This window comes from Mesorhizobium sp. M1252, assembly GCF_040318265.1.
Lineage (GTDB): Bacteria > Pseudomonadota > Alphaproteobacteria > Rhizobiales > Rhizobiaceae > Mesorhizobium.
Genome location: NZ_JAMYLX010000006.1, coordinates 20,385 through 44,674, shown reverse-complemented (window position 1 = coordinate 44,674; position 24,290 = coordinate 20,385). Strand labels below are relative to the sequence as shown.

22 protein-coding genes, 1 tRNA gene and 1 pseudogene are annotated in these 24,290 nt (G+C 62.8%); 17 read left to right on the top strand and 7 right to left on the bottom strand.

Annotated features, from left to right (window positions below; genetic code table 11):
- Positions 1–105: 105 nt before the first annotated feature.
- Complete coding sequence (locus NKH22_RS13820) at positions 106–348, bottom strand: GIY-YIG nuclease family protein (protein ID WP_023829059.1); 243 nt, start codon at positions 346–348, stop codon at positions 106–108.
- Between the two features lie 268 nt (positions 349–616).
- Positions 617–707, bottom strand: a tRNA-Ser gene (locus NKH22_RS13815).
- Between the two features lie 464 nt (positions 708–1,171).
- Here NKH22_RS13815 and NKH22_RS13810 point away from each other — a divergent pair.
- Entirely contained in the window at positions 1,172–2,344 is a 1,173-nt protein-coding gene (locus tag NKH22_RS13810) for a porin (RefSeq protein ID WP_352580049.1), read from the top strand.
- Between the two features lie 239 nt (positions 2,345–2,583).
- Entirely contained in the window at positions 2,584–3,660 is a 1,077-nt protein-coding gene (locus tag NKH22_RS13805) for a tyrosine-type recombinase/integrase (RefSeq protein WP_352909860.1), read from the top strand.
- Between the two features lie 59 nt (positions 3,661–3,719).
- On the opposite strand, the gene NKH22_RS13800 is transcribed toward NKH22_RS13805, so the two are convergent.
- Both NKH22_RS13800 and NKH22_RS13795 read right to left on the bottom strand, forming a co-directional pair.
- Positions 3,720–4,622, bottom strand: coding sequence for an alpha/beta fold hydrolase (locus NKH22_RS13800; RefSeq protein ID WP_352909857.1), 903 nt, complete (start codon positions 4,620–4,622; stop codon positions 3,720–3,722).
- Between the two features lie 321 nt (positions 4,623–4,943).
- Positions 4,944–6,977, bottom strand: a complete 2,034-nt coding sequence (locus NKH22_RS13795) for a lytic transglycosylase domain-containing protein (RefSeq protein WP_352909855.1) — start codon at positions 6,975–6,977, stop codon at positions 4,944–4,946.
- Between the two features lie 276 nt (positions 6,978–7,253).
- On the opposite strand from NKH22_RS13795, the gene dapA reads away from it, so the two are divergent.
- The 3 genes from dapA (at position 7,254) to NKH22_RS13780 (ending at position 9,430) form a co-directional block, all read left to right on the top strand.
- Positions 7,254–8,135: a 4-hydroxy-tetrahydrodipicolinate synthase gene (gene dapA, locus NKH22_RS13790; RefSeq protein WP_023732000.1), complete on the top strand. Its 882-nt coding sequence runs from the start codon at positions 7,254–7,256 to the stop codon at positions 8,133–8,135.
- Between the two features lie 25 nt (positions 8,136–8,160).
- Complete coding sequence (gene smpB / locus NKH22_RS13785) at positions 8,161–8,640, top strand: SsrA-binding protein SmpB (RefSeq protein ID WP_023687280.1); 480 nt, start codon at positions 8,161–8,163, stop codon at positions 8,638–8,640.
- Positions 8,641–8,722: 82 nt separating this feature from the next.
- A complete protein-coding gene (locus tag NKH22_RS13780; protein WP_023754780.1) occupies positions 8,723–9,430 on the top strand; it encodes a glycoside hydrolase family 25 protein in 708 nt (235 codons plus the stop codon).
- A 267-nt stretch (positions 9,431–9,697) separates the two neighbouring features.
- On the opposite strand, the gene NKH22_RS13775 is transcribed toward NKH22_RS13780, so the two are convergent.
- Entirely contained in the window at positions 9,698–10,363 is a 666-nt protein-coding gene (locus tag NKH22_RS13775; RefSeq protein WP_352909852.1) for a uracil-DNA glycosylase, read from the bottom strand.
- On the bottom strand, positions 10,360–10,941 hold the full coding sequence (locus tag NKH22_RS13770) for a LabA-like NYN domain-containing protein (RefSeq protein ID WP_023670234.1): 582 nt from the start codon (positions 10,939–10,941) through the stop codon (positions 10,360–10,362). The genes NKH22_RS13775 and NKH22_RS13770 overlap by 4 nt, the downstream gene beginning before the upstream one ends.
- Positions 10,942–11,273: 332 nt before the next feature.
- Between NKH22_RS13770 and rpoZ the strand changes: the two genes are divergently transcribed.
- From rpoZ to recO, 11 genes and pseudogenes are all read left to right on the top strand, one after another.
- Complete coding sequence (rpoZ, locus tag NKH22_RS13765) at positions 11,274–11,675, top strand: DNA-directed RNA polymerase subunit omega (RefSeq protein WP_023670235.1); 402 nt, start codon at positions 11,274–11,276, stop codon at positions 11,673–11,675.
- A 127-nt stretch (positions 11,676–11,802) separates the two neighbouring features.
- Complete coding sequence (locus NKH22_RS13760) at positions 11,803–14,034, top strand: RelA/SpoT family protein (protein ID WP_023670236.1); 2,232 nt, start codon at positions 11,803–11,805, stop codon at positions 14,032–14,034.
- A gap of 115 nt (positions 14,035–14,149) precedes the next feature.
- On the top strand, positions 14,150–14,728 hold the full coding sequence (pyrE, locus tag NKH22_RS13755) for an orotate phosphoribosyltransferase (RefSeq protein WP_023822744.1): 579 nt from the start codon (positions 14,150–14,152) through the stop codon (positions 14,726–14,728).
- Positions 14,729–14,739: 11 nt separating this feature from the next.
- Positions 14,740–15,120 carry a VOC family protein gene (locus NKH22_RS13750; RefSeq protein WP_023822743.1) on the top strand — a complete coding sequence of 127 codons (381 nt, stop codon included), beginning with the start codon at positions 14,740–14,742 and terminating at the stop codon, positions 15,118–15,120.
- 265 nt (positions 15,121–15,385) lie between these two features.
- Positions 15,386–15,970: a DUF2062 domain-containing protein gene (locus NKH22_RS13745; RefSeq protein ID WP_023670239.1), complete on the top strand. Its 585-nt coding sequence runs from the start codon at positions 15,386–15,388 to the stop codon at positions 15,968–15,970.
- Positions 15,967–16,380, top strand: coding sequence for a holo-ACP synthase (gene acpS / locus NKH22_RS13740; protein ID WP_023670240.1), 414 nt, complete (start codon positions 15,967–15,969; stop codon positions 16,378–16,380). Before NKH22_RS13745 ends, acpS begins: the two co-directional genes overlap by 4 nt.
- Positions 16,381–16,470: 90 nt before the next feature.
- Complete coding sequence (gene lepB, locus NKH22_RS13735) at positions 16,471–17,220, top strand: signal peptidase I (RefSeq protein ID WP_023822742.1); 750 nt, start codon at positions 16,471–16,473, stop codon at positions 17,218–17,220.
- Complete coding sequence (gene rnc, locus NKH22_RS13730) at positions 17,220–17,936, top strand: ribonuclease III (protein ID WP_023692856.1); 717 nt, start codon at positions 17,220–17,222, stop codon at positions 17,934–17,936. Before lepB ends, rnc begins: the two co-directional genes overlap by 1 nt.
- On the top strand, positions 17,933–18,859 hold the full coding sequence (era, locus tag NKH22_RS13725) for a GTPase Era (RefSeq protein WP_023670243.1): 927 nt from the start codon (positions 17,933–17,935) through the stop codon (positions 18,857–18,859). The genes rnc and era overlap by 4 nt, the downstream gene beginning before the upstream one ends.
- A 44-nt stretch (positions 18,860–18,903) precedes the next feature.
- Positions 18,904–19,796, top strand: a pseudogene (locus NKH22_RS13720) (aminoglycoside phosphotransferase family protein).
- Between the two features lie 102 nt (positions 19,797–19,898).
- The gene (gene recO, locus NKH22_RS13715; RefSeq protein ID WP_023692858.1) at positions 19,899–20,690 is read left to right on the top strand and encodes a DNA repair protein RecO; all 792 of its coding nucleotides are present in this window, start codon (positions 19,899–19,901) and stop codon (positions 20,688–20,690) included.
- A gap of 101 nt (positions 20,691–20,791) precedes the next feature.
- On the opposite strand, the gene NKH22_RS13710 is transcribed toward recO, so the two are convergent.
- A complete protein-coding gene (locus NKH22_RS13710) occupies positions 20,792–21,256 on the bottom strand; it encodes an NUDIX hydrolase (RefSeq protein WP_023692859.1) in 465 nt (154 codons plus the stop codon).
- A 247-nt stretch (positions 21,257–21,503) separates the two neighbouring features.
- Here NKH22_RS13710 and NKH22_RS13705 point away from each other — a divergent pair, with 247 nt between their 5' ends.
- Positions 21,504–24,278 carry a DUF2339 domain-containing protein gene (locus tag NKH22_RS13705; protein ID WP_023692860.1) on the top strand — a complete coding sequence of 925 codons (2,775 nt, stop codon included), beginning with the start codon at positions 21,504–21,506 and terminating at the stop codon, positions 24,276–24,278.
- The last annotated feature ends 12 nt before the right edge of the window (positions 24,279–24,290 follow it).

Below are 24,290 nucleotides of genomic sequence, written 5' to 3'. Positions count from 1 at the left end.
GAATCGAACAAGACAGTGAAGCCGGCGACAGGCGTTTTCGCTGTAATCAGTTGTTATTGTTGAGGTCTATTGAAAAATGGAACTTTGCTGCGGGTGATGCGGCCATCACCACAGGCGCTTGTTTGCGGAAGCATGCCCTGAACCGGATTTGAGATAGCGCTCGAATGAAGCTGCCTTGCCCTGGTTCGAAAAGGCCATATAGGTGACGATCCGCCACGGCAGAAACTTGGATGTATGGCTGGATTTCCCCGCATTGTGCTCGACAAGCCGTCGTTTCAGGTCCGTCGTTATGCCGATATAGCGTTCGCGTTCGGCAGCCGCACTCCCCAGAAGATACACATACCACATGAGCTGCTCTCCCTTGCCGGGCGTCGGAGGGCATCCTCTCCGCCATCCTGCTTCGCGCTGAGGTGGGCTTGTCCTGCGAAGCTCGAAGAGCGAAGCAGGACTGCCAATCGAATTTTGCAAGGGATTGTCTGGGCTTACGCTGTGCGGCACGTAGCACACCACACGGTCCGGCCCTTCTACGCCAAGGCTTCGGAGGGCATCCTCTCCGCCATCCTGCTTCGCGGTGAGGGTTGGGCTTGTCCTGCGAAGCTCGAAGAGCGAAGCAGGATGGCGGAGAGGATGGGATTCGAACCCACGAGAAGCTTTTGACCTCTACTCCCTTAGCAGGGGAGCGCCTTCGACCACTCGGCCACCTCTCCGTTGCGCCGCTGGATAGAGAAAAGCGCCGGCACAATCAACAAGCCGGCGCGATAATCGTTGAAAAATCCGCATTCGGCCGCAGCGGCGCCTTTTGCATGCGGCGATTCTACGGCAGTTCCCTGGCTGGCGAGTCGGCGACATGGCCGCAATTCTGGCCGGCCATCGCCGGATTCGGCCGCATTGCGCGGCGCTGGATAAGGCTTGCGGGCCCTTCGATAGTTAATGAGAGCTTTCTGACTGAGGCCAAATCGTGTCATTTGTGCAACAACGCATGGGGATAGCGCCCGCATAGCCCTTTCGCCGGTACGATCGTGGTTGAACGCCGCCGCCTCATGGGTAATGTCGATTTCGAAGGAGCGGCGCGGTGCGCATCTTTTTCGGTAGTGGGGATGGGGCAGGGAACGCTGTCCTTCAGCAAAGAATACCCAGACCCGTTTTTTAACTTTTGACTGGAGGTCAGAAAATGAACATTAAGAGCCTTCTCCTCGGCTCCGCTGCGGCCCTGATCGCAGTTTCCGGTGCGCGCGCCGCCGACGCCGTCGTCGTCGCCGAGCCGGAACCGGCTGAATACGTCAAGATTTGCGACGTTTACGGCTCGGGCTACTTCTACATTCCCGGCACCGAAACCTGCCTGCGCATCGGCGGCTATGTCCGCTACGATATCGGCGCCGGCGACGTCGGCGCATTCACGGGTGCGGAGTCGCTCGACCACGAAGATGGTGACGCGCAGGACACCTGGTACAAGAATGCCCGCGCCACCTTCAAGACCTGGACCGGCCAGGAAACCGAACTCGGCACCTTGAAGACCTACACCGAGACCCGCTTCAACTTCGGCAACAACAATCGGTACGCCACCAACATCGCTGATGATCCGGCCACACCCCTCGTCGATGAAACCGCTTTCGATAGCAATCCGGCCGGCATGAAGAGCGTTTCGCTGAACTTCGCCTGGATCCAGCTCGGTGGCCTGCGCGTCGGTAAAGACGAATCGGCCTTCAATACGTTCATCGGCTATGCCGGCAACGTCATCCAGGATACGCTGGTCCCCTACGGCGGCTTCGACACCAACGTCATCCAGTACTACTTCGATGCGGGCAACGGCTTCTCCGCCGTCCTCTCGCTCGAAGAAGGCTCTGGCGTCGTCGGCACCATCGACAGCTATGTTCCGCATGTCGTCGGCGGTCTGAAGTACACACAGGGCTGGGGCGCCATCACCGGCGTGATTGCTTACGACAGCAACTACGAAGAAGTCGCCGGCAAGGTGCGTTTGGACGTCACCCCGATGCAGAACCTGTCGCTGTTCATCATTGGCGGCTATGGCACCGACGACAACCTGTCGGATCCGACCTGGGCAATCCCGGCCGGCGGCCGCGGCTTCTACAAGCAGTGGGGCGGCAACTGGGCAGTCTGGGGTGGTGGCACCTACACCATCAACGAGAAGACCTCGTTCAACGTCCAGCTTTCGTATGACGAGGACAAGAACTTCGGCGCCGCGGCGAACATCGCCTATGACGTCGTCCCCGGCTTCACGGTCACGGCCGAAGTCGACTACATCAACGTTGGCGACTCCGATTGGACCGATGCCCGCGATGACGACGCCATTGGCGGCATGCTCCGCTTCCAGCGCTCGTTCTAAGGGCTAGCTTTAAACAGGTGAATACCAGCCCGGGCGATTCAACGCCCGGGCTGTTTTGTTTCGTGACTGGGTCAAGACAAGCAGAAGGAACAGGGGGAATCGGCAGCTGAACAGTCCGTAGGGTGAGTTCGTGGGATCCGCTGATGGTGGATGAATTCACAACTGCGTGATTAAATCTCTTGAAAGGACGCTTCCAAGCGGGTAGGTCTGACTCTATCCACTCGGGGGTGTGGCAATTTATGACCATCGAAGCGATACAAGAGGGCGACCCCTCCGAACATTTCTCAATGTTCTCTTCTCAAAATGCGAAGATAAAATACAGCTACAACAAGATCAGAGAAGTAAAGTCGCACCGGGTCGGAGAGCTTTTTTCAGCGTACCGAGACATACTCTGGGATGATGGGCGACATAAGTACAATGTCAGCTCCTTCATCGGCGAAATAGACGAGATTCTCCTCGGAGAACGGTTCAGCGCCTTCGACCAGAGCACCCTTGACAACCTTATCGGCACCTTGCGCCAGCGCGGCAACAGCAACGCAACCATCAATCGAAAGATGGCTGCCCTCAGCAAACTGCTGCGCAAGGCTTACAAGATGGGGGATATCCACAGCCTGCCCGAGTTCCGCCGCCAGAAGGAGCGGGCGGGACGGATACGTTTCCTCGAAAGGGACGAAGAAGCAAGGCTGTTCGCCGCCATCAGGACCCGCAGCGAGGATGCCTACCGTCTTTCATGCTTTCTCGTGGACACCGGATGCCGTCTCGGCGAGGCGCTCGGACTGATCTGGAACGACATCCAGGAACACCGCGTCTCGTTCTGGATCACCAAATCCGGCCGCAGCCGCACCATCCCGATGACCGAGCGGGTCAAAGAGGTGATCAAACTGCCGCCCTCAGAGGGCCGCCGGCCCAAAGGTCCGTTCACCAAACTCAGCCAGGCGCAGTTTCGCGCCATCTGGAACGATGCCAAGGCCGAGGTCGGCCTCGGCGCCGACGACCAGGTGGTGCCGCACATCTTGCGTCACACCTGCGCCTCGCGTCTGGTCCAGGGCGGCATCGACATCCGGCGCGTGCAGATGTGGCTCGGCCACCAGACGCTTTCGATGACCATGCGCTATGCGCATCTGGCCACAAACGATCTCGACGGCTGCGTCGTCGTGCTGGAAACGCCCCGCGGCGAAGGGCTGTCCGGTGATGGAAAAAACTCCGCCTTCGCATCGCCGCTGACCACGGCCTCAGTGCCAGCGCCTGCTCAAAAAAGTAAAGCGGCAGCGGCGAAGGCACCCAAGGCGCCCCGGAAAAGCTCGAAAGCCAAATAGTTACCCAAGGCTTTCATATACTGCCTCGGCAACCCCAGGATCATATTTGATCTTGGGGTTTACTTTTTCTGGGCCGCATTTGGTACTCCATCCAGGAAAGCCGCGATAGCGCCCGGCAGATTGCCTGTCTCCAGGAAGGGCGCATGGCCCTGGCCCTCGACGGTGATCGCTTCCATGCCGGAATGACGCTTTTGCATCTCGTCGAGTGTGTCGGCCGACAGGAGTTTCGAGTTGGCGCCGCGAATGGCAAGCAAAGGTATGGCCGCCAGCGCCTCGAACTGTGGCCACAGATCCGGCAACGGCTTGCTGAGGTCGAGGCCCGCCACCGTCTGGACCAGCCGCGGGTCGAAATCCGGCAGCAGGAGACCTTCGCCCGTCTCCCGGTAAAGGGCCGACACCATCCGCTCCCAATCCGCTGCCGTCAGCGCGGGAAAATCCGCGCCGTGCGCGACGCGTTGCGCATCGATCGCCTCAGCGCGGCTCTTCGGTTTCGGTGCCGGGTCGAGATAGGTTTGGATATGGGCGAGCCCCGCGGCCTCGATCACCGGTCCGATGTCGTTCAGCACAACGGCTTTCAGCGCGGCTGGCCGCAGCGCGCCGAGCACGTGGATGATCAGCCCGCCGCGCGAGGTGCCGACGAAGGCCGCTTCCTCGACGTTCAGAGCGGCCAGTCCGGCGAGGACATCGCCGGCCTCGATGCCGATAGTGTAGTGGCCGATATCAGGGTCGTAAGCGGACTGGCCGCGGCCGCGATAGTCGAAGGCGATGACCTTGCGCGGATTGTCGGTCCGCTGCGACAGATAAAGCGCCAGCTCATGGAAATCGCGCGCGTTGCGGGTCAGGCCGGCCAGGCAAACGACCTGCCAGTCTGCCGAATTGGTCTCGCCATAGACGCGGGCGTGAAGCTTGAGCCCGTCCGGCGCGGTGTAGAAAAAGTCGGAGAAGCCGTCGGTGCTCGACATATTAAAAGGACTCCCTGGCCGGATTGTCTCCGTCTGCTACAGGCGAGGGTGGGAGCGGTCAAATCGAGGGTTGTCGGCAAGCTGACACTCTTGGAAATGTCGGAGGGACAGCGCCCCCTTCTGTCCTGCCGGACATCTCCCCCCACGAGGCCCCACGAGGGGGGAGATTGGCGGTTCCGGCGCTACGCCCTTCCTTCGACGTTGGAGATTGGCGAAATCGGCAACGAAGCTGATCTCCCCACTCGTGGGGGAGATGGCCGGCAGGCCAGAGGGGGGCGCGAAGGATCGCCAACGTCTGCCCATGGCGACAGCTCTGCCGCCTCAGCCCCTTCCGTTCACCAAATCCCCAACGATATCGTACTTCCCCGAAATACGCATCTTGTAGACCTCGTAATTCTCCATCACGCGCTGCACGTAACTTCTTGTTTCCGTGTAGGGAATCCGCTCGATCCAGTCGACGACGGCGTCGATGCCCTTGCCGCGCGGGTCGCCGTACTTGGCCACCCATTGGCTGGCGCGGTTGGGGCCGGCATTGTAGCCGGCGAAGGTCAGCACATAGGAGCCGCCGAAGCGGTCGAGCTGCTCGCCGAGGAAGGCAGCCCCCAACGTCGCATTGTAGCCGGCGTCGCTGGTCAGCCGATCCTGCGAGAAGGTCACGCCGGCCTTCTTCGCCAATTGCTTGGCGGTGCCCGGCATCAGCTGCAGCAGGCCGCGCGCGCCGGCGCTGGAGACGGCGCCGACATTGAATTCGCTTTCCTGGCGGGCGATCGCGTAGGCCAGCGCCTTGCCCGAGCCGGAAATGTCGGCGGTGTCGGGAATGACGCCCAGCGGATGCGACAGCGCGCCGACATCGATGCCGCGCGCGCCGGCGATCTTGCCGATCTTCAGCGCCATGAAATGATTGCCCTGCTTTTCCGCCAGCACGGCAAGCAGCGCCAGCTCGCCGGGGCTGGTCAACTGCCCGGCGAGGTCGCGGTAAAGCGTCTCGGCATAGCGGTCGTAGCCCGCCTCCTGCAGCCGCTTGATGGCGCTGACGGCTTCGCGGCCGTCAAAGCTTTGGCGGTCGACAGTGCTTGGCTCGGGATAGGCGATGTTCAGCGTGCGCAAGCCAACCCGTTCCGCCGCCAACTGCCCGTAGAAAGTGGTGCCATAGGCTGCCGCCTTGGTGAAATAATCCTTCGCATTGCCGGGACCGCCGACTTCCGCCGCGCGGCCAAGCCAGTAATAGGCGCGTGACAGCGACATCGGTCCCTGCGCGAGATCGGCGATGCGGGCAAAATGGGTCGAGGCCGTCGCAGGATCGTTGAGGCCGCGCAGCGCATACCAGCCGGCGTGGAATTCAGCCTCGGCGGCGCTGGCGGGACTTTCGGCGGCGTGCGCGGCAACGATCTTGTAGGCGGTCTTCCAGTCGCTCTGATCGACCAGCGCGCGCGACAGCACGCGGCGTTCTACCCACCAGGCATCGGGATCGACCAACGCGTCGCGGTTCGTTGGCGCTTTCATCATCACCGCGGCGGCGTCCGCAAACTTCCGCTGCTTGCGCAGATATTCGGCTTGCGCGAAGAAATAGCCGGCCGATTGCTGTGCGGCAGGCACTGCTTTCAACAGCTTGGCCGCGTTCTTGTCGCCACGCGAGGCGGCGGCCCAGGCATCGGCCAGCGGTTGCGCGCCGGCAAGTGCTGCGACCCGCAGTGCCGAATTCTCCCGGTCGGCATAAAACATCCGTTCCATGCGGAAACGATGGTCGGCAGCCGGAATGATGGCACCAAACTCCTTGCTGACGGCCGCCTCGTCCCTGGCTTCCAGCTTCTCGGTGCGCCAGAATGGCGACAGCACGGAAAGCGCAGCCTTGGTGTTGCCAAGAGCTACATAAGAACGGGCAAGGATGACCACGCCTTGAAAGGTCAGCGGCTGGCTGCCGTCAAAGGCTTTCACCACGGTCTGCGGCGACGGGTTTTCGCGATAAAGCGCGCGCTCGCTGTTCTTGCGCAAGGACATGGTGCCCGGCCAGTTCGGCAGCATCTTTGCGGTATCGGCAATCTCGCTGCTCGGCACACGGTCGCCGCCATAGAGCGCGATTGCCCAGGCCAGGATATGGCGGTCCAGCGAATTGGCCGGCAATGTTTCGCGCACGGCTCGCGCCGCGGCGATATCGCCGGTCGCCAATGCGTCGAGACCGCTTTTCAGCACGACGATGCTGGGGGAGGGCACATCGGTCTCCGCTCTGTCTTGCATGTCGGGCATCGGGATCGATGAGGTCGTCTGCTCGTCGACGCTCTCGTTTGCCGCCGTCCCCACTATCAGCAGGGCAACGGCGCCAAGCAATATGAAGCGGAGTGGCCGACCGGCCGGCATGATCCTGATCTTTCCCTGTTGCGGCACTTTAGATGGCAAGCCAGGTGCCAGAGAGCCTAGACTTAGGTCGTGAAGAGCCCGTAAACAAAGCGTTATCGAGGCCGTTCGAATTGCGCTTGCTGGCACCATCGGCATGCTTGCCGCGCAACAGTGTCGAGACTATGGTGCGCGGCTTCGCTTTCGGCTAGAAGGCGCCCAATGCAGTCGCCCAAAAGGGGAAACCGGTTTTGGGACGACGACACGCATAAACAAACAAGTCCCAAGGAGTTGGACGACATGCTGAGAGGCTCGCTTACTGCGCTCGTGACACCGTTCGAAAAGAGCGGGCGTTTCGACGAGAAAGCCTTTCGCGCCTTCGTCGAATGGCAACTTGGCGAGGGCACGACGGGCCTCGTCCCGGTCGGCACCACCGGCGAGTCGCCGACGCTGTCGCATGACGAGCATCGCCATGTCGTCAAGGTCTGCATCGAGGTGGCCAAGGGGCGCGCTCCGGTCGTCGCCGGCGCCGGCTCCAACAACACCGCGGAAGCGGTCGGTCTGGTGCAATATGCCGAGCAGGCGGGCGCCGACGCCGCTCTGGTGGTCACGCCTTATTACAACAAGCCAACACAGCGCGGCTTGTACGAGCATTTCGCCGCTGTCGCCAGGGCGACCAAGCTGCCGATCATCATCTACAACATCCCGCCGCGCTCGGTGATCGACATGATGCCGGAGACGATGGGCAGGCTGGCGCACGACTTCCAGAACATCGTCGGCGTCAAGGATGCCACCGGCAAGGTCGAGCGCGTGTCCGAACAGCGCGCCACCTGCGGCAAGGATTTCATCCAGCTTTCAGGGGAGGATGCCTCGGCGCTCGGCTTCAACGCCCATGGCGGCGTCGGCTGCATCTCGGTGACGTCGAATGTCGCGCCGCGGCTGTGCGCCGAATTCCAGGAAGCCACACTGTCCGGTGACAGCGCCAAGGCGCTGGAATTGCAGGACCGTCTGTTGCCGCTGCACAAGGCGATCTTCCTTGAGCCCGGCCTGTGCGGCGTCAAATACGCGCTGTCGAAGATTGGCAAGGTCGAGAACGTGGTGCGCTCGCCGCTGGTGACCATCGAGGCGTCGACCGCCGAGAAGATCGATGCGGCGATGAAGCACGCCGGCTTGATAAACTAGGGATGAGGCGCCACCTCTCCACATCATGAACCAGGTCAGAAAAGCCGATCCAAACAACAAAACCGTTGCGGAAAACCGCAAGGCGCGGTTTTCCTATGAGGTGCTCGACACGGTCGAGGCCGGCCTGGTGCTGACCGGCACCGAGGTCAAGTCGCTGCGCCAGGGCCAGGCCAACATCCAGGACAGCTACGCCTCGGTCGAGGGTGGCGAGATCTGGCTGATCAATTCCTATCTGCCGGAATACCTGCAGGCCAACCGCTTCAACCACGAGCCCAGGCGGCGTCGCAAGCTGCTGCTCAACAAGCGCGAGATGGCAAAACTGGCGCAGAGCATCGACCGCGAAGGCATGACGCTGGTGCCGCTGAAAATCTACTTCAACGACCAGGGCCGTGCCAAGCTGCTGCTCGCCGTCGGCCGCGGTAAGAAACTGCACGACAAGCGCGAGAGCGAAAAGCAGCGCGACTGGTCGCGCGAAAAGGGCCGGCTCATGAAGGAACGCGGCTAGAACCTCGGGCAGTCCCAGAAAAGCCAGACGTCGGTTTTCAAGTTTCGAACAGCTGCAGCAGCGACACACGATGGGGAAAGGTTTGAAGAACCGGATCATCCTCTGGGGTGCGGCCAGTCTGGTCTTTGCCGGCCTCGTCGCGGCAGGCGGCTTCTTCTATTTCCGGACCTTCTCGCCGGATCGTGACAGCTATCCGGTCAGGGGTATCGACGTTTCCCATCATCAGGGTGAGATCGACTGGCGCCGCGTTGCCGCCGACGATGTCGCCTTCGCGGTCATCAAGGCGACCGAGGGCGGCGACCATGTCGACGATGCCTTCGCCAAGAATCTGCGCGAGGCGCGCGCGGCCGGCCTCGCCGTCGGCGCCTATCACTTCTTCACCTTCTGCCGGCCGGGCGCCGACCAGGCGAAAAATTTCATCGCGGTGGTGCCGCACGACCAGCCACTGCTGCCACCGGTCGTCGACATCGAATTCGGCGGCAACTGCCCGCAACGCCCGTCGCCGGAACAGCTGAGCGCGGAACTCCAGGCCTTCCTCGGACCGGTTGAAGCTGCGTTCGGCAAGCCGGCGATCATCTACCTGACCGACGAGGCTGAGGACGCCTATGCCGGGAAAATCGACGTTCGCCCGCTCTGGCGTCGCTCGTTGCTCCTGGAGCCAGGTCGCAACGACTGGATCTACTGGCAGTACCACAATATGGGCCGCGTCGACGGTATCATCGGCGATGTCGATCTGAATGTGCTGAAGGGCGGGCAGGAGAAGCTGGCTGAGTTGTTTGCCGCGCCTTGACCTGGCGTGCTCGACCGGCGCGAGATTGGAACCAAACATCGCGGCGCTGATCGGCCCTACCCAGCGTTCCGGCCAGTCTGCGCGCTAACGAAGGTCGGTTTCAGACCGAGCGCTTCCGGGACTTTCATGATTGTCGCAATTCCGGCTTCCGTCGCCGCTCAAGGCTTTGGAGAGCGCCTGTCTCGTCATGCCTGCCTTTCGGCAAGCTTCGTCATCCGCGCCCGGGCAAGCCAAGGGCAAGATCGTGCTGGCGGGGTTCTGAAGGCGTCAATTGCGCAGGAAGGCGGCGATGTCGCTGAATACCTTGACAAACATGGGTTCGGTCAAAACACCGGTGTTTGTGTTGTAGCGCGAGCAGTGATAGCTGGAAAACAGCGTGACGCCGCCGGCCGGCAACCGACTGCCGTGCTTGAACGGATAGGTGGCGACGCGCTGGCCCAGCGCCCTGACGGTCGACTGGTGGGCGATCGAGCCCAGCGCCAGCACGGCGCGCAATTTTGGAAAGCGCGCGATCGTCGGCACCAGAAAGCTGCGGCAAGTGGATATCTCGGCGCCGACCGGCTTGTTCTCCGGCGGCACGCAGCGCACCGCATTGGTGATCGCGGTGCCGATCAGTTCGAGCCCGTCATCCGGCCGCGCCTTGAACTCGCCGCGGGCAAGACCGTGAGCGATCATCGTTGAGTAGAGCAGGTCGCCGGCATAGTCGCCGGTGAACGGTCGCCCGGTGCGGTTGGCGCCGCGCAGGCCGGGCGCCAGCCCGACGATCAGCAGCTCGACGGCGTCCTCGCCATCAGGCGGCAGGAAAGTCGGCACCGGCGCATTGAACCACGACGGCTCGCGCTGCCGCCAGTCTGCGATGAAATCATGCAGGCGCGGGCAGAGCGGGCAGTCGCGGTCGGGTTCGGGAGCGGCGTCCAAGGCCGCCGCCGTCAATAGTCTTCCTCTTCGACTTCGGCCGGCTCGGGCCTGCGCACCGGCCGTTCGGAGGGATCGCGGCCGACCTCGTTCTTCAGCGAGGTCAAATCGATGAAATGGTCGGCCTGGCGGCGCAGATCGTCCGAGATCATCGGTGGTTGCGAGGCCATGGTGGAGACGATCGAGACCTTGCGGCCGCGCCGCTGCAGCGCTTCGACCAGTGTGCGGAAGTCGCCGTCGCCGGAGAAGATGACATAGTGGTCGACAACATCGGCAAGTTCGAGCGCATCGACGGTCAGTTCGATGTCCATATTGCCCTTGATCTTGCGGCGGCCGGTCGAGTCGGTGAACTCCTTGGCCGGCTTGGTCACCACCTTGAAGCCATTATAGTCGAGCCAGTCGATCAGGGGACGGATCGAAGAGTATTCCTGATCCTCGACCAGAGCGGTGTAGTAATAGGCCCGCAGCAAATAGCCGCGCTTCTGGAAGCTGGACAGCAGTTTGCGGTAGTCTATGTCGAAGCCGAGTGCGCGCGAGGTGGCGTAGAGATTGGCGCCGTCTATGAAAAGAGCGATTTTTTCACGGGGGTCGAACATGGCAATATTCCTTTTTCGAAATAGGTGGCGGACTAATCGAAATGGGTCGTTTATATCGCTCGGCTCGTAAATAAACCGGCTGACCTTTCGTCAACCGAGATAGCGCCAGTTTTACGGCAATCCAAGGGTGCCGGGGCGCACTGCAAGCAATTGTGATCGGAGCCGTGTCGTCGCCCGGTAGGCGGGCTTCGCCGGCAAGGCATTCAGCGGCGCCAGAAGCTGGCATTCGCCAGCCCATGGGGCCACAGAGCCATAATGCTTGTATTTTGGCGGCGTTCGGGTTATGGACCGCGCCTGTTTTCCATCAAATCCAGGCATGAAAGGGGCAATCAATGGCCCGCGTAACCGTTGAAGACTGCATCGACAAGGTCGACAACCGCTTCGAGCTCGTGCTGCTTGCCGGCCATCGCGCCCGCCAGATCAGCCAGGGCGCGCCGATCACCGTGCCGCGCGACAACGACAAGAACCCGGTCGTGGCGCTGCGCGAGATCGCCGACGAGACGCTGTCGCCCGACGACCTCAAGGAAGATCTGATCCACTCGCTGCAGAAGCATGTCGAGGTTGACGAGCCCGAGGCCGACGGCGAGGCGATCGCCGACCAGACCGGCAACGCAGTTGCAGCTACCGACGCCGACGACGCGGAAGAAAACGTCACCTTCGATCGCATGACCGAGGAAGACCTTTTGGCCGGCATCGAGGGCCTGGTTCCCCCGGAAAAGAGCGACGACTACTAATCGCTGCCCTGGACCTGCCGGGAATATGGTTCCGGCACTTCCGTCCCGTGTGTTTCGTGGCTATCTATGAGATGCGCCGTACATCAGTGCGGCGCATCAATCATTTCAGCACCGTGAGAACCCGCCCATGATGCGTCAGTATGAGCTTGTCGAGCGCGTTGCGCGCTACAAGCCTGACGTCAATGAGGCGTTGCTCAACAAGGCCTATGTCTACGCCATGCAGAAGCATGGCCACCAGAAGCGCGCTTCCGGCGATCCCTATTTCTCGCATCCGCTCGAAGTCGCCGCCATCCTCACCGAAATGCACATGGATGAGGCGACGATCGCTGTCGCCTTGCTGCACGACACGATCGAGGACACCACCGCGACGCGGGCCGAGATCGACGATCTGTTCGGCCCCGAAATGGGCAAGCTGGTCGAAGGCCTAACCAAGCTGAAGAAGCTCGATCTCGTCTCCAAGAAGGCCGAGCAGGCAGAAAACCTGCGCAAGCTGTTGCTGGCCATCTCGGAGGATGTCCGCGTTCTGCTGGTCAAGCTCGCCGACCGTTTGCACAACATGCGCACCCTCGACCACATGCCCGAGGCCAAGCGCCTGCGCATCGCCGAGGAGACGATGGACATCTACGCGCCGCTGGCCGGGCGCATGGGCATGCAAGGCATGCGTGAGGAACTGGAAGAGATCGCCTTCCGCTTCATCAATCCGGAAGCCTACCGCGCCGTCACCGCGCGGCTCGCCGAGATATTCGAGCGCAACAAGGGTGTGCTGACCGACATTGAAAAGGCGCTGTCGGCGCTGTTCGAGAAGCATGCCATCAATGCCGGGGTGAAGAGCCGGCAGAAGAAGCCTTGGTCGGTGTTCCGCAAAATGGAGGCCAAGGCGCTGTCCTTCGAGCAGCTCTCGGACATCTTCGGCTTCCGCGTCGTCGTCGACAGCGTCGAAGACTGTTACCGCGCGCTCGGCGCCATTCACACCACATGGTCGATGGTGCCTGGCCGCTTCAAGGATTACATTTCTACGCCCAAGCAGAACGACTACCGTTCGATCCACACCACCATTGTCGGCCCATCGCGCCAGCGCGTCGAACTGCAGATCCGCACCCGCGAGATGAACAAGATCGCCGAATATGGCGTCGCCGCCCATTCGATCTACAAGGACACCGGCGGCAAGACGAACGGTGCCGCCCATGCGATCTCGAAGGAGACCAACGCCTATGCCTGGCTGCGGCGCACCATCGAGCAACTGGCAGAAGGCGACAACCCGGAAGACTTCCTCGAAAATACCAAGCTGGAGCTGTTCCAGGACCAGGTATTCTGCTTCACGCCGAAAGGCATGCTGATTGCGCTGCCGCGCGGCGCCACGCCCATCGACTTCGCCTATGCCGTGCACACCGATGTCGGCGACACCTGCGTCGGTGCCAAGGTCAACGGCCGCATCATGCCGCTAATGACGGAACTGAAGAACGGCGACGAGGTCGAGATCATCCGCTCCAAGGCGCAAGTGCCGCCGGCGGCCTGGGAGTCGGTGGTGGTCACCGGCAAGGCGCGTTCAGCCATCCGCCGCGCCACCAAGAACGCCATTCGCAAGCAATATTCAGGTCTTGGTGCCCGCATTCTCGAGCGCGCCTTCGAACGCGCCGGCAAGACCTTCACCAAGGAAAGCCTGAAGCCGGTGCTGCACCGGCTGGCGCGCAAGGACATCGAGGATGTGCTGGCCTCGGTCGGGCGCGGCGAACTCGCCTCGACCGACGTCATGAAGGCCGTCTTCCCAGACTACAAGGACGAGCGCGTCACCGTCAGTGCCCCCAAGCAGCGCGAGGAGGGCTGGTCGAAGATCCGCAACGCCGCCGGCATGCTGTTCCAGATGCCCGGCACCCGAGCCGCGCGCAAGGACAAGGACCAGCCGCGCGACGGCGCGGTGCCGATCCGCGGCGTGCGCGGCGACCTGCCGGTGCGTTTCGCGCCGGAAGGGGCCGTGCCTGGCGACCGCATCGTCGGCATCGTCCAGCCGGGCACCGGCATCACCATCTATCCCATCCAGTCGCCGGCGCTGCAGGCCTTCGACGACCAGCCGGAGCGCTGGATCGACGTGCGCTGGGACATTGACGAGCAGACCAAGGAGCGCTTTCCGGCGCGCGTCTCGGTCACCGCCATCAACGCGCCGGGCTCGCTCGCCGATATCGCCCAGGTCGTTGCCTCCAACGACGCCAACATTCATACGCTGTCTATGGTGCGCACCGCGCCCGACTTCACCGAAATGCTGATCGATCTCGAAGTCTGGGATCTGAAGCACCTCAACCGGCTGCTGTCGCAGCTCAAGGATAATTCGAGCGTCAGCGATGCGCGGCGTGTGAATGGGTGAATAGTGAATAGTGAATAGTGAATAGTGAATAGTGAATAGTGAATAGTGAAAGAAGGCGCTCTCACTACCATTCACCATTCACCATTCACCATTCACCATGGACATGGGGCGAGTTATGAATACCGACGAGGTGCTGGGCATTTTCCGCGAGGCGGGCGCTGTTCTGGAGGGACATTTCATCCTGACGTCGGGTCTGCGCAGCCCGGTCTTCCTGCAGAAGGCGCGCGTCTTCATGCATGCCGACAAGACCGAGCGGCTTTGCAAGGCGCTGGCCGAAAAGATCCGCAAGGCGGTGCCGGGCAAGATCGACTACGTCGTCGGCCCGGCGATCGGCGGCCTGATCCCGGCCTATGAGACGTCGCGCCATCTCGGTGTGCCAGCAATCTGGGTGGAGCGCGAAGGCGGCGAGTTCAGGCTGCGCCGCTTTGAGATGGCGCCGGGATCGCGCGTCGTCATCGTCGAGGACATCGTCACCACTGGTCTTTCGATCCGCGAAACCATCGACTGCCTGCGCGCGATTGGCGCCGAGGTTGTGGCGGCGGCCTGCATCATCGACCGCTCGGCCGGCAAGACCAATGTCGGCGTGCCGCTGATCGCGCTTGCCGAATACGAGGTCCCGGCCTATCCCGCCGACCGCCTGCCGCCGGAACTTGCCGCCATTCCCGCCGTTAAGCCAGGAAGCCGCAACATCTAGGGGACATCACCATGATCGCCGGCATCGATCATTTCGTGCTGACGGTCCGCTCTGTGGAGGACAGCTGCGCCTTCTACCAGCGGGTGCTTGGCCTCAAGCGCCTCGACGAGCCGAACCGGCCGACGGCGTTGCTGTTCGGATCGCAGAAGATCAATCTGCATCAGGCAACGCACACTTTTGAACCGAAAGCCAAGACGCCGATGCCTGGCTCCGGCGATTTCTGCCTGGTCGCCGCAAGGCCGCTTGCCGAGATTTGCGCCAGTCTGGAAGCCAATGGCGTTGCCATCGAAGTCGGTCCGGTCGAGCGCACCGGCGCCCGCGGTAAGATGATGTCGGTCTATTTCCGCGATCCGGACAGCAATTTGGTCGAAGTCAGCGAATATCGGGAATAGTCTATCCGCCTCGGCGTCGTCTTCGCGCGGACCTTGCCGTCGTCAGGGAGCTTTCATCGATATTGTCCTCAGTTTCGCCCCAATGGCGCTCTTGTTACAGGCCTGCGGCAGACCATCGCGGCGGCGTTTCATTGTTACGCGGCAAGGCAGTCGCTATATGAAAGTCGTTGTTGCCTTTCTGCGCCCTCGAAGCGCAAGATGGAGCGACCGCGCCCGGCCAGGGATGGTTGCAATTTGGGCGTGATGAACCGGGAACTGGAACAGAGTGCTTTTTCGACGCCGAAAGCCTGATGGCATTCTGGAGCGGGTGCGTACCTATCTGTGGCCGCGCCGCTCGTTTTCGCGCTCGTTGCAATATTTCTCCAAGCGCATCCTGCGTCTGAAGGCGACACCGCATGCAGTCGCGGCCGGCGTCGCGGCCGGCGTTTTCGCCTCCTTCTTTCCGCTCGGCTTCCATTTCGCCGTCGCCGCCGTGCTCTGCTGGGTGGTCGCCGGCAATCTGGTGGCCGCCGCCCTCGGCGCGGTATTCTTCGGCAATCCGCTGACTTTCCCGCTGCTGTGGGGAGCGTCCTGGGAAGTCGGCAAGCTGATCCTGCATGAACGCCTGCCCAAGAACGGACCGCCTGCGCATCTTGGCGAGATGATGCACACGCTGTCGTTTGCAAAACTGTGGCATCCGGTGCTCGAGCCGATGCTGATCGGCGCTGTGCCGCTCGGCCTGATCTTCGGGCTGATCTTCTACGGCATTACCCGCTGGGGGATGACAGCCTTTCGCGAGCAGCGCAGGAAGCGCATGGCAGAGCGGGCGCATAAGGCCGGGCACCGCGGACGGGAAGTTCCGGCGGAATGATCATCGGCATCGGCAGCGACCTGATCGACATCAGACGCATCGAAAAGTCGCTGGAGCGGCATGGTCAGCGCTTCATCCAGCGCATCTACACCGAGGTCGAACAGGTCCGCTCGGAAGGCCGCAAGGGCCGCGCAGCCTCCTATGCCAAGCGCTTCGCCGCCAAGGAGGCCTGCGCCAAGGCGCTTGGCACCGGCCTGGCGCAGGGCGTGTTCTGGCGCGACATGGGGGTCGCCAACCTGCCCAGCGGCGCGCCGACGATGGCGCTGACCGGGGGAGCGGCGGCACGGCTGGCCAAAATCCTGCCACAGGGGCACAGAGCGGCGATCCACCTCACAATCACCGATGATTTCCCGCTTGCTCAAGCCTTTGTGATCATCGAGGCGTTGCCCGCCGAACAAGCGCCACATTGATTGCATCAGACGACCGCTATCTAACGCCGACTTGACGTTGCCCAGCGCGCGCCGAGACTCTATACCATCCAACGCACAATCGAGGACGACATGAGCGTGGCTGAAAAATCCGAGAAGAAATCCGGCGGGCTTGGCGAAATCGTCAGCGTCATCATCCAGGCTTTGCTGCTGGCCATGGTCATCCGCACGTTGCTGTTCCAGCCCTTCTCGATCCCGTCCGGCTCTATGCGGCCGACCTTGCTCGAAGGCGACTATCTGTTCGTCACTAAATGGTCCTACGGCTTCTCGCGTTATTCGCTGCCATTCGGCCCCGACATCTTTTCCGGCCGCATCTGGGGTTCCGATCCGAAGCGCGGCGACGTGGTGGTCTTCAAGTTCCCGCCGGATCCGTCGCTCGACTACATCAAGCGCGTCGTCGGCCTGCCGGGGGACAAGATCCAGATGAAGGACGGCCAATTGTTCATCAACGGCCAGGGCGTGCCTCGTGTGAAAACCGGCCAGATCCAAAATCTTGATATCACGGAAGTGCCTGAGCCGGTCGACGTCTATCGCGAGACCCTGCCCAACGGCGTCAGCTACGACACGCTCGACCTGACACCGAATTCGATCACCGACAACACCCGCGAGTTCGTCGTGCCCCCCGGCAACTATTTCATGATGGGCGACAACCGCGACAATTCCTCCGACAGCCGCCTCAGCGTCGGCTACGTGCCGGCGGAGAACCTTGTCGGCCGCGCCAACATCGTCTTCTTCTCGATCGCCGGGAAGGCGAGCCCCCTCGAGATCTGGAAATGGCCGTCGCTCGTGCGCCTGTCGCGCCTGTTCCATTTCGTAAATTGATGGCTTTGAAGCGCCCGACGGGTGAGACTCTGGCCGATTTGGTGACAGCCAAAACCGGCCATTCCTTCCGGGACGTCCGTTTGCTCGAGACCGCGCTGACTCATTCCAGCGCGGTCAAGGCAAGCAGCAACAACCAGCGCCTCGAATTCCTTGGCGACCGCGTGCTCGGCCTGATCGTTGCCGACCTGCTTTTCGAAAAGTTTCCTGAGGCGCCGGAAGGTGAAATCGCCCCGCGCTTCAATGCCCTGGTCGATGCGCGGACATGCTCCGAGATCGGCATTGAAATGCAGCTCGAAGATCTGGTTCGGGCCGACGCTGCCTTGAAGGCGCGCTCGCGCGGCTCGGGCGGAAACTATCTGGCGGATGCGGTCGAGGCGCTGATCGCGGCGGTCTATATCGACGGCGGCCTCGATGCCGCAAGGCAATTCGTCCTGCGCTACTGGGAGCCGCGCTCGCAAAAGGTGGTGGCCAAGCCGCCCAATCCGAAATCCGACCTGCAGGAATGGATCGCCAAGACCAGCGATGTCAGGCCCGAATACGCGATCGAGAAACGCGAAGGACCTGAACATCAACCGGTTTTCACGGTGTCCGTGAAGGTCGGCGGTTTTGCGCCGGCAAGCGGCACGGGCGGCTCTCGCCGCGCAGCCGAAGAAGCGGCGGCATCGGCGTTTCTTATGCGCGAGGGCATCTGGGCCAACCAAGGGAGTGCGGCGTGACCGGCAGCGAAGATCTCCCTCCGGCAGCGGAGGCCACGCATTCCGGTTTCGTTGCCCTGATCGGGGCGCCCAATGCCGGCAAGTCGACGCTGGTCAACCAATTGGTCGGCGCCAAGGTGTCGATCGTCACTCACAAGGTGCAGACCACCCGCGCCATCGTGCGCGGCATCGCCACGCATGACAACGCGCAGATCGTCTTTGTCGACACGCCCGGCATCTTCAAGCCGAAGCGCCGGCTCGACACCGCGATGGTGACCACCGCCTGGGGTGGCGCCAAGGACGCCGATATCGTGCTGCTGCTGATCGATGCCGAGCGCGGCATCAGGGGCGACGCCGACGCCATCCTCGAGCGGCTGAAGGACGTCCGCCAACCGATGGTGCTGATCCTCAACAAGGTCGATCGGGTCAAGCACGAGGCGCTGCTGGCCCTGGCCGCGGCAGCAAACGAAAAGGTGCCGTTCAAGCGCACCTTCATGGTCTCGGCGCTGACCGGCTCCGGCTGCAAGGATTTGCTCGACTATCTCGCGCAAGCGCTGCCGGTCGGCCCCTGGTACTATCCGGAAGACCAGATCTCGGACCTGCCGATGCGCCAGCTGGCGGCCGAGATCACCCGCGAGAAACTGTATCTGCGGCTGCATCAGGAGTTGCCCTATTCCTCGCATATCGAGACCGAGAAATGGGAAGAGAAACCGGATGGCTCGGTACGCATCGACCAGACCATCTATGTCGAGCGCGACAGCCAGAAGAAGATCGTGCTCGGCCACAAGGGCGAGACGATCCGTGCCATCGGCCAGTCGGCGCGCATGGAAATAGCCGGCATTCTCGAGCAGAAAGTGCACCTGTTCTTGTTTGTCAAAGTGCGTGAAAACTGGGGCGACGACCCCGAGCGCTACCGCGAGATGGGGCTTGAGTTTCCCCATTGAGCTTCATCGTCTGGAAATGCCGCCCGGCAGTTTGAGACGATGACATGCCTGATCCAAAACCGACCATCGATACCGATCTCGTGCGCCGGTTGATCGCCGCGCAATTTCCGCAATGGCGGCATCTGCCGGTGAGGCCGGTGGCGTTTGGCGGCTGGGACAACCGAACCTTCCACCTCGGCAATGATATGACTGTGCGGCTGCCGAGTGCCGCACCATATGCCTTGCAGGTCGAAAAGAGCACCGCTGGCTGCCCAGGCTGGCGCCGCTTCTGCCGCTGCCGATCCCGGTTCCACTGGCGATGGGCGAGCCTGGGGAGGACTACCCCTGGCAATGGTCCGTCTACCGCTGGATCGACGGCGAAACAGCCAAGACCGCCGAAATCGCCGATCGCCCACAGTTCGCGGTCGATCTGGCCAAGTTCCTCATTGCGCTCCGGCGGATCGATCCGGCGCGCGGGCCGCCCGCGGGCCAGCACAATTTCTTCCGCGGCGGATCGCCGAGCGTGTATGACAACCAGACAAGGGAAGCACTCCAGGCGCTGGAGGGGCAGATCGACACCCAGGCGGCTACCGCTGTCTGGGATGCGGCCCTTGCCGCCACCTGGCAAGGGTCGCCCGTCTGGTTTCACGGCGACGTCGCCTGGGGCAACCTTCTGGTCCAAAACGGCCGTTTGAGCGCCATCATCGACTTCGGCACCTCAGGCATCGGCGATCCCTCTTGCGACCTGGCGATCGCCTGGACATTCTTCCAGGGCGAGAGCCGGGAGTCGTTCCGGGCTGCCATCGACGTCGATGAAGCGACCTGGGCGCGCGGCCGCGGCTGGACGCTGTGGAAAGCGCTGATCACCGTTGCCGGACACGACGCCAACCAGGCCGAGGCGGAACGATCGCGCCGCGTCATCGACGACGTTCTGGCCGATCACCGGAAATTCGCATGATCAGAGCCTTTCGACGATGTGTGGGGATCCAATGTCAGCACAGATCGCACGCGGCGCGCCAAAATCTTGATTTCGCCACGCAACCGGTGACAAGCTCCTGCCATGGAATGGCGCGACGAGGGAATCATACTCGGCACCCGCAAGCATGGCGAAACCAGCGCCATTCTCGAGGTAATGACGCGTGCGCATGGCCGCCATCTCGGCCTGGTGCGCGGCGGGCGCTCGCGCAAGCAGCAGCCGGTGCTGCAGCCCGGCAACCGGGTCGACCTGTTGTGGCGAGCCCGCCTAGACGAGCATCTCGGCACCTTCCAGGCCGAGGCGATCGAGATGAATGCCGCCCGGTTGATGGACAGCGCTGTCGCCGTCTACGGCCTGCAGACCATGGCCGCGCATCTCAGACTCCTGCCCGAGCGCGACGCCCATGGCGGCCTGTATGAGACGCTTGCCGTGATGATCGCCCATCTGGACGATTCGGATGCCGCCGGCGAACTGGTGGCGCGCTTCGAACTGCTCATCCTCGACGAACTCGGCTTCGGCCTCGATCTCAGCCAGTGCGCGGCGACCGGCGCCAGGCAGGATCTGGCCTATGTCTCGCCGAAATCCGGCCGTGCGGTGTCGCGAGCCGCCGGTGCGCCGTGGCGCGACAAGATGCTGGCGCTGCCGGCCTTCCTGCAGCGCGGCTCCGGCTTGCGGGCCGACCACGCGGCACTCGAGGACGCCTTCCATCTGACCGGTTTCTTTTTCACTCGCCATGTCTACGAGCCGCGCGGCATTGAACAGCCCGATGCCCGTGCCGGCTTCCTCGCCGCCTTGCGCAAGCATCATTCGGGCGGCAATGCCGCCACTACGGCAGACGCTGCGCCAGAAAGGGGAGGGAGACTCGGTGGGTGCTGACCTCCGCAAACCGTCCAGGTTCACACCAAAAGCTGCATGCGGCAGCATTCCCTCCCCCTTGTGGGGAGGGTTAGGGTGGGGGTACTCGTAGGGCAAGAGCCTCAGCCGGCTTTGCGATGCTCCATGAAATCATCGAGGATGGCGCGCTGACCGCCGAGGATCTTGAGGCTGGCCTCGGCGAAGGAAAACCAGCCGGCCCTGTCGATTTCGGGAAATTCCTTCGTCACGCCTGACCTGGGCGGCCATTCGATCGTGAACATGTTGCTTTTAACGGCATCGGGATCGAAATCGGCTTCGACGCTCCAGGCGATGACAATCTTGCCGCCGGCTTGCCGATAGCTGCCGACAGGTTCGAAATCGCCATCGATGCTGACTCCGAGTTCTTCCCCAGCCTCGCGCCGGGCGGCGGCCAACTCATCTTCATTGTCCTCGACGAGGCCCTTGGGGATCGACCAAGCGCCTTCATCCTTCCTTGCCCAGAACGGGCCGCCGGGATGGACGAGCAGAAATTCGAGAATGCCGACCCTTGTCCGGTGGATCAGCAGCCCTGCACTTCGTTTCGGCATTCGATTTCCTCGTAGTTCATCCGAGGATAGCATGGCTCCTGGGCAAGTGGCGGCGGCATGCCATTCCTGGCTATCTCAGATGATGGGTGAGGATAAAGACCGTAGGCCGCTGGAATTTGCCGACGAAACATGCTCGATAACTTCTTTTCGGCCACCATTGCGGTGGCGTGACTTGAATAGCCGTCTGGGGTGGCCGTGTGGCCGCCGCAATTGTCAGTGAAAACTGGCCTGGTTTGGGGGAACCGCCATGTTTGAAAGCCTGATTGGCGCCGTCGTCGTTATCGTGCTTTTTGTCCTCGTCTTGCGCCAGCAGGGCCGCGTCAGTCTGATCGAGCGCGAGCTCGGAGCGCTGCGCAGCCTGGTTCTGTCCGGCGTGCATGCGACACCGCCCGTTGCCAAACCGGCCGAGCAGGCTGCAAGCGCACCGGCGGATGCCGCTCACGCTAGCGCACCAGTTGCCGACATAGCTTCGCCAACAACAGCCGACGCGGCACATGCCCAGGCACCGGCCGCCGAGGCCGAAGCGGCCACCAGCGTGGCCGTGCCAGAACTGTCAGCCGCGGCCAAGGCGGCATTCACCGGATCCGCGCCTGCCGCCACGGCGAAGGGAGCCCGCCAGTCCGAGGTCGAAACCGCGCTTGGCACACGATGGGCGGTCTGGGTCGGCGGCGTCGCATTGGCTTTGGGCGGCCTGTTCCTGATCCGCTACACCATCGAGGCCGGCATTTTCGGCCCCGAAGTGCGGCTGTCCCTGGCGGCGCTGCTCGGCCTGGTGCTGATCGGCGGCAGCGAGTTCATCCGCCGCACCGGCTTCAAGGTGCCGGTGCAAGGGGCTGCAGGCGCCTATATTCCGGCGATCCTGACGGCTGCCGGCGCCTTCATCCTGTTCGGTGCGGTCTATGCCGCGCACGCCATTTACGGTTTCGTCGGCCCGGCCTTCGCCTTCACCGTGCTCGGCGCCATCGGCGTAGCGACCATTGTCGCCGCTCTCGTCCATGGTCAGGCCCTGGCCGGCATCGGCCTTGTCGGCTCGATGGCGACGCCGGCGCTTGTGTCCTCGCAGGCGCCCAACCCATGGGCGCTGTTCGTCTACCTGGCGATCGTGCTTGCCGCCACAGCCGTGATCTCCCGCATACGCGACTGGAAATTCCTGATTGCGGCCGCCTTCTTCGGCACCGGCGCCTGGACCATCGCCTACATGATGAGTACGCTCGTCGCCGACCTTGCCGTCATCCTGTTCATCGACGCGGTGACGCTGGCGGTGCTTGCCTTTATTTGGCTGGGCAGTCGTGGCGGCGAAGCGGAACCTGCAAAGGCGGGCTTCGACTGGCCCTCGATCGTGCCTGGCGTTTTCGTTGCGTTTTCAGCGCTGGGCCTGTCGGTCGACACGACGCTGGTCGCCGCCGGTGGCGCCTTGCCGGGCGCCTTCGTCCTCGTCGCCCTTGTCGCCACCGCACTCTACCGGCCGCGCGCGCTGCCGCTGCTGCATGCCGCCGGCGTGGTGAGCGTGATGATCCATCTCGGCATCATTCCGCCCACCACCATCGGCTCCGACATAACCCAGGGGAATATCGGCTTTGACGGCATGCCGGTGGCGGCCGGAAATCCGTTGACGCTGCGCATCGGCATTGGCCTCGGCCTGGTCTTCATCGGCGCCGGCTTCTGGGCCGCACGCCGCTTCGCCGCCTCAGCACGGGTCCGCGCGGCATGCTGGGCGGCATGGGGCGTCGCTGCGCCGCTGCTTATTCTGCTGACGCTGTGGCTCGCCTACGGCAATCTCGACCGCGACCTTGTCTACGCAGCGATAGCTGCCCTTCTGGTCGTCGTCTTCGCCGCCGGCGGCGAATGGATTGCGCGCGCCGAACAGCCGCCGCTCAAGGGCGACGTCGCCGTCTCCTTCGCGCTTTGCGGCTCGGCTCTGGCCGGGCTCCTGATGCTGCACATGGCCTTCGGTTCCGGCTGGACCACGTTGCTTGCCGGCGTTGCCGCCATCGTGCCGGCGCTGGCGACGCGTTGGCGTTCTTATCCCGTGCTGGGCTGGATTTCGGTCGGCGCGGTCGTCGCCGTGCTCGGCCGCGTCGCCTTCGATCCGACCATCGTCGGCGCCGAGTTCCTGACGACGACGCCGGTGTTCAACTGGCTGCTGCCGGGATACGGCGTACCGGCGCTAGCCTTCGGCTTTGCCGCCTGGCAACTCGCGCGTACCACCCCCGCACTACCAACAACTGGCAATGGCCGGCCGCGCCTAGCGATGGAGGCGGGTGCAGCCCTGTTTGCGCTGCTCACCGTTGCCATGCTGGTGCGCCACGCCATGCATGGTGGCGTCATCGACACCGGCCCGGTGACGCTCGCCGAACAGGCGATCTATACGCTGATCGCCATCGGCGCCGGCGCAATACTGTTGGCAATCGACATGCGCTCGCCAAGCTCTGTGCTGCGCTACGGCTCGATGGCCGCCGGCGTGCTCTCGGTCGCCTTCATCGTCCTCCAGCATTTCCTGGTGCTCAATCCGCTGTTCACCGACGAGTCGACCGGCCAGATCCCGGTGTTCAACCTCTTGTTCCTGGCTTACCTGTTGCCGGCCATAGCCGCCGGCGGGCTGGCGCTCTATGCCAGGGACAAGCGGCCGCCATGGTATGCGCAGATGCTGGCGGTGGTGGCGGCATTGCTTGTCTTCGCCTACGCCACACTGTCGGTCAGGCGCGTGTTCAAGGGCGAGTTCATCGGCCTGTGGAGCGGCCTCGGGCAGCTTGAGACCTACACCTATTCGGCGCTCTGGCTGATCATCGGCGTCGTGCTGCTGACCGCCGGCGTCTGGCTGAAGTCGCAGGTGCTGCGCATTGCCTCGGCGGCGCTGATCGCGATTGCCGTGGTAAAAGTCTTCCTGTTCGACATGTCGGAACTGGAAGGCGTGCTCAGGGCGCTGTCGTTCATCGGTCTTGGCGCCGTGCTGATCGGCATCGGCCTGTTCTACCAGCGGCTGCTGACGCGGGCGGCGAGGGAGGCCAACGCTGCAACTTGAAGTGATATACGA

Bases quoted from the DNA above. Each gene is read 5' to 3' on its own strand.
- NKH22_RS13820 (WP_023829059.1), bottom strand. From the start codon at position 348: ATGTGGTATGTGTATCTTCTGGGGAGTGCGGCTGCCGAACGCGAACGC.
- NKH22_RS13810 (WP_352580049.1), top strand. From the start codon at position 1,172: ATGAACATTAAGAGCCTTCTCCTCGGCTCCGCTGCGGCCCTGATCGCA.
- NKH22_RS13805 (WP_352909860.1), top strand. From the start codon at position 2,584: ATGACCATCGAAGCGATACAAGAGGGCGACCCCTCCGAACATTTCTCA.
- NKH22_RS13800 (WP_352909857.1), bottom strand. From the start codon at position 4,622: ATGTCGAGCACCGACGGCTTCTCCGACTTTTTCTACACCGCGCCGGAC.
- NKH22_RS13795 (WP_352909855.1), bottom strand. From the start codon at position 6,977: ATGCCGGCCGGTCGGCCACTCCGCTTCATATTGCTTGGCGCCGTTGCC.
- dapA (WP_023732000.1), top strand. From the start codon at position 7,254: ATGCTGAGAGGCTCGCTTACTGCGCTCGTGACACCGTTCGAAAAGAGC.
- smpB (WP_023687280.1), top strand. From the start codon at position 8,161: ATGAACCAGGTCAGAAAAGCCGATCCAAACAACAAAACCGTTGCGGAA.
- NKH22_RS13770 (WP_023670234.1), bottom strand. From the start codon at position 10,941: ATGTTCGACCCCCGTGAAAAAATCGCTCTTTTCATAGACGGCGCCAAT.
- rpoZ (WP_023670235.1), top strand. From the start codon at position 11,274: ATGGCCCGCGTAACCGTTGAAGACTGCATCGACAAGGTCGACAACCGC.
- NKH22_RS13760 (WP_023670236.1), top strand. From the start codon at position 11,803: ATGATGCGTCAGTATGAGCTTGTCGAGCGCGTTGCGCGCTACAAGCCT.
- pyrE (WP_023822744.1), top strand. From the start codon at position 14,150: ATGAATACCGACGAGGTGCTGGGCATTTTCCGCGAGGCGGGCGCTGTT.
- NKH22_RS13750 (WP_023822743.1), top strand. From the start codon at position 14,740: ATGATCGCCGGCATCGATCATTTCGTGCTGACGGTCCGCTCTGTGGAG.
- acpS (WP_023670240.1), top strand. From the start codon at position 15,967: ATGATCATCGGCATCGGCAGCGACCTGATCGACATCAGACGCATCGAA.
- lepB (WP_023822742.1), top strand. From the start codon at position 16,471: ATGAGCGTGGCTGAAAAATCCGAGAAGAAATCCGGCGGGCTTGGCGAA.
- rnc (WP_023692856.1), top strand. From the start codon at position 17,220: ATGGCTTTGAAGCGCCCGACGGGTGAGACTCTGGCCGATTTGGTGACA.
- recO (WP_023692858.1), top strand. From the start codon at position 19,899: ATGGAATGGCGCGACGAGGGAATCATACTCGGCACCCGCAAGCATGGC.
- NKH22_RS13710 (WP_023692859.1), bottom strand. From the start codon at position 21,256: ATGCCGAAACGAAGTGCAGGGCTGCTGATCCACCGGACAAGGGTCGGC.
- NKH22_RS13705 (WP_023692860.1), top strand. From the start codon at position 21,504: ATGTTTGAAAGCCTGATTGGCGCCGTCGTCGTTATCGTGCTTTTTGTC.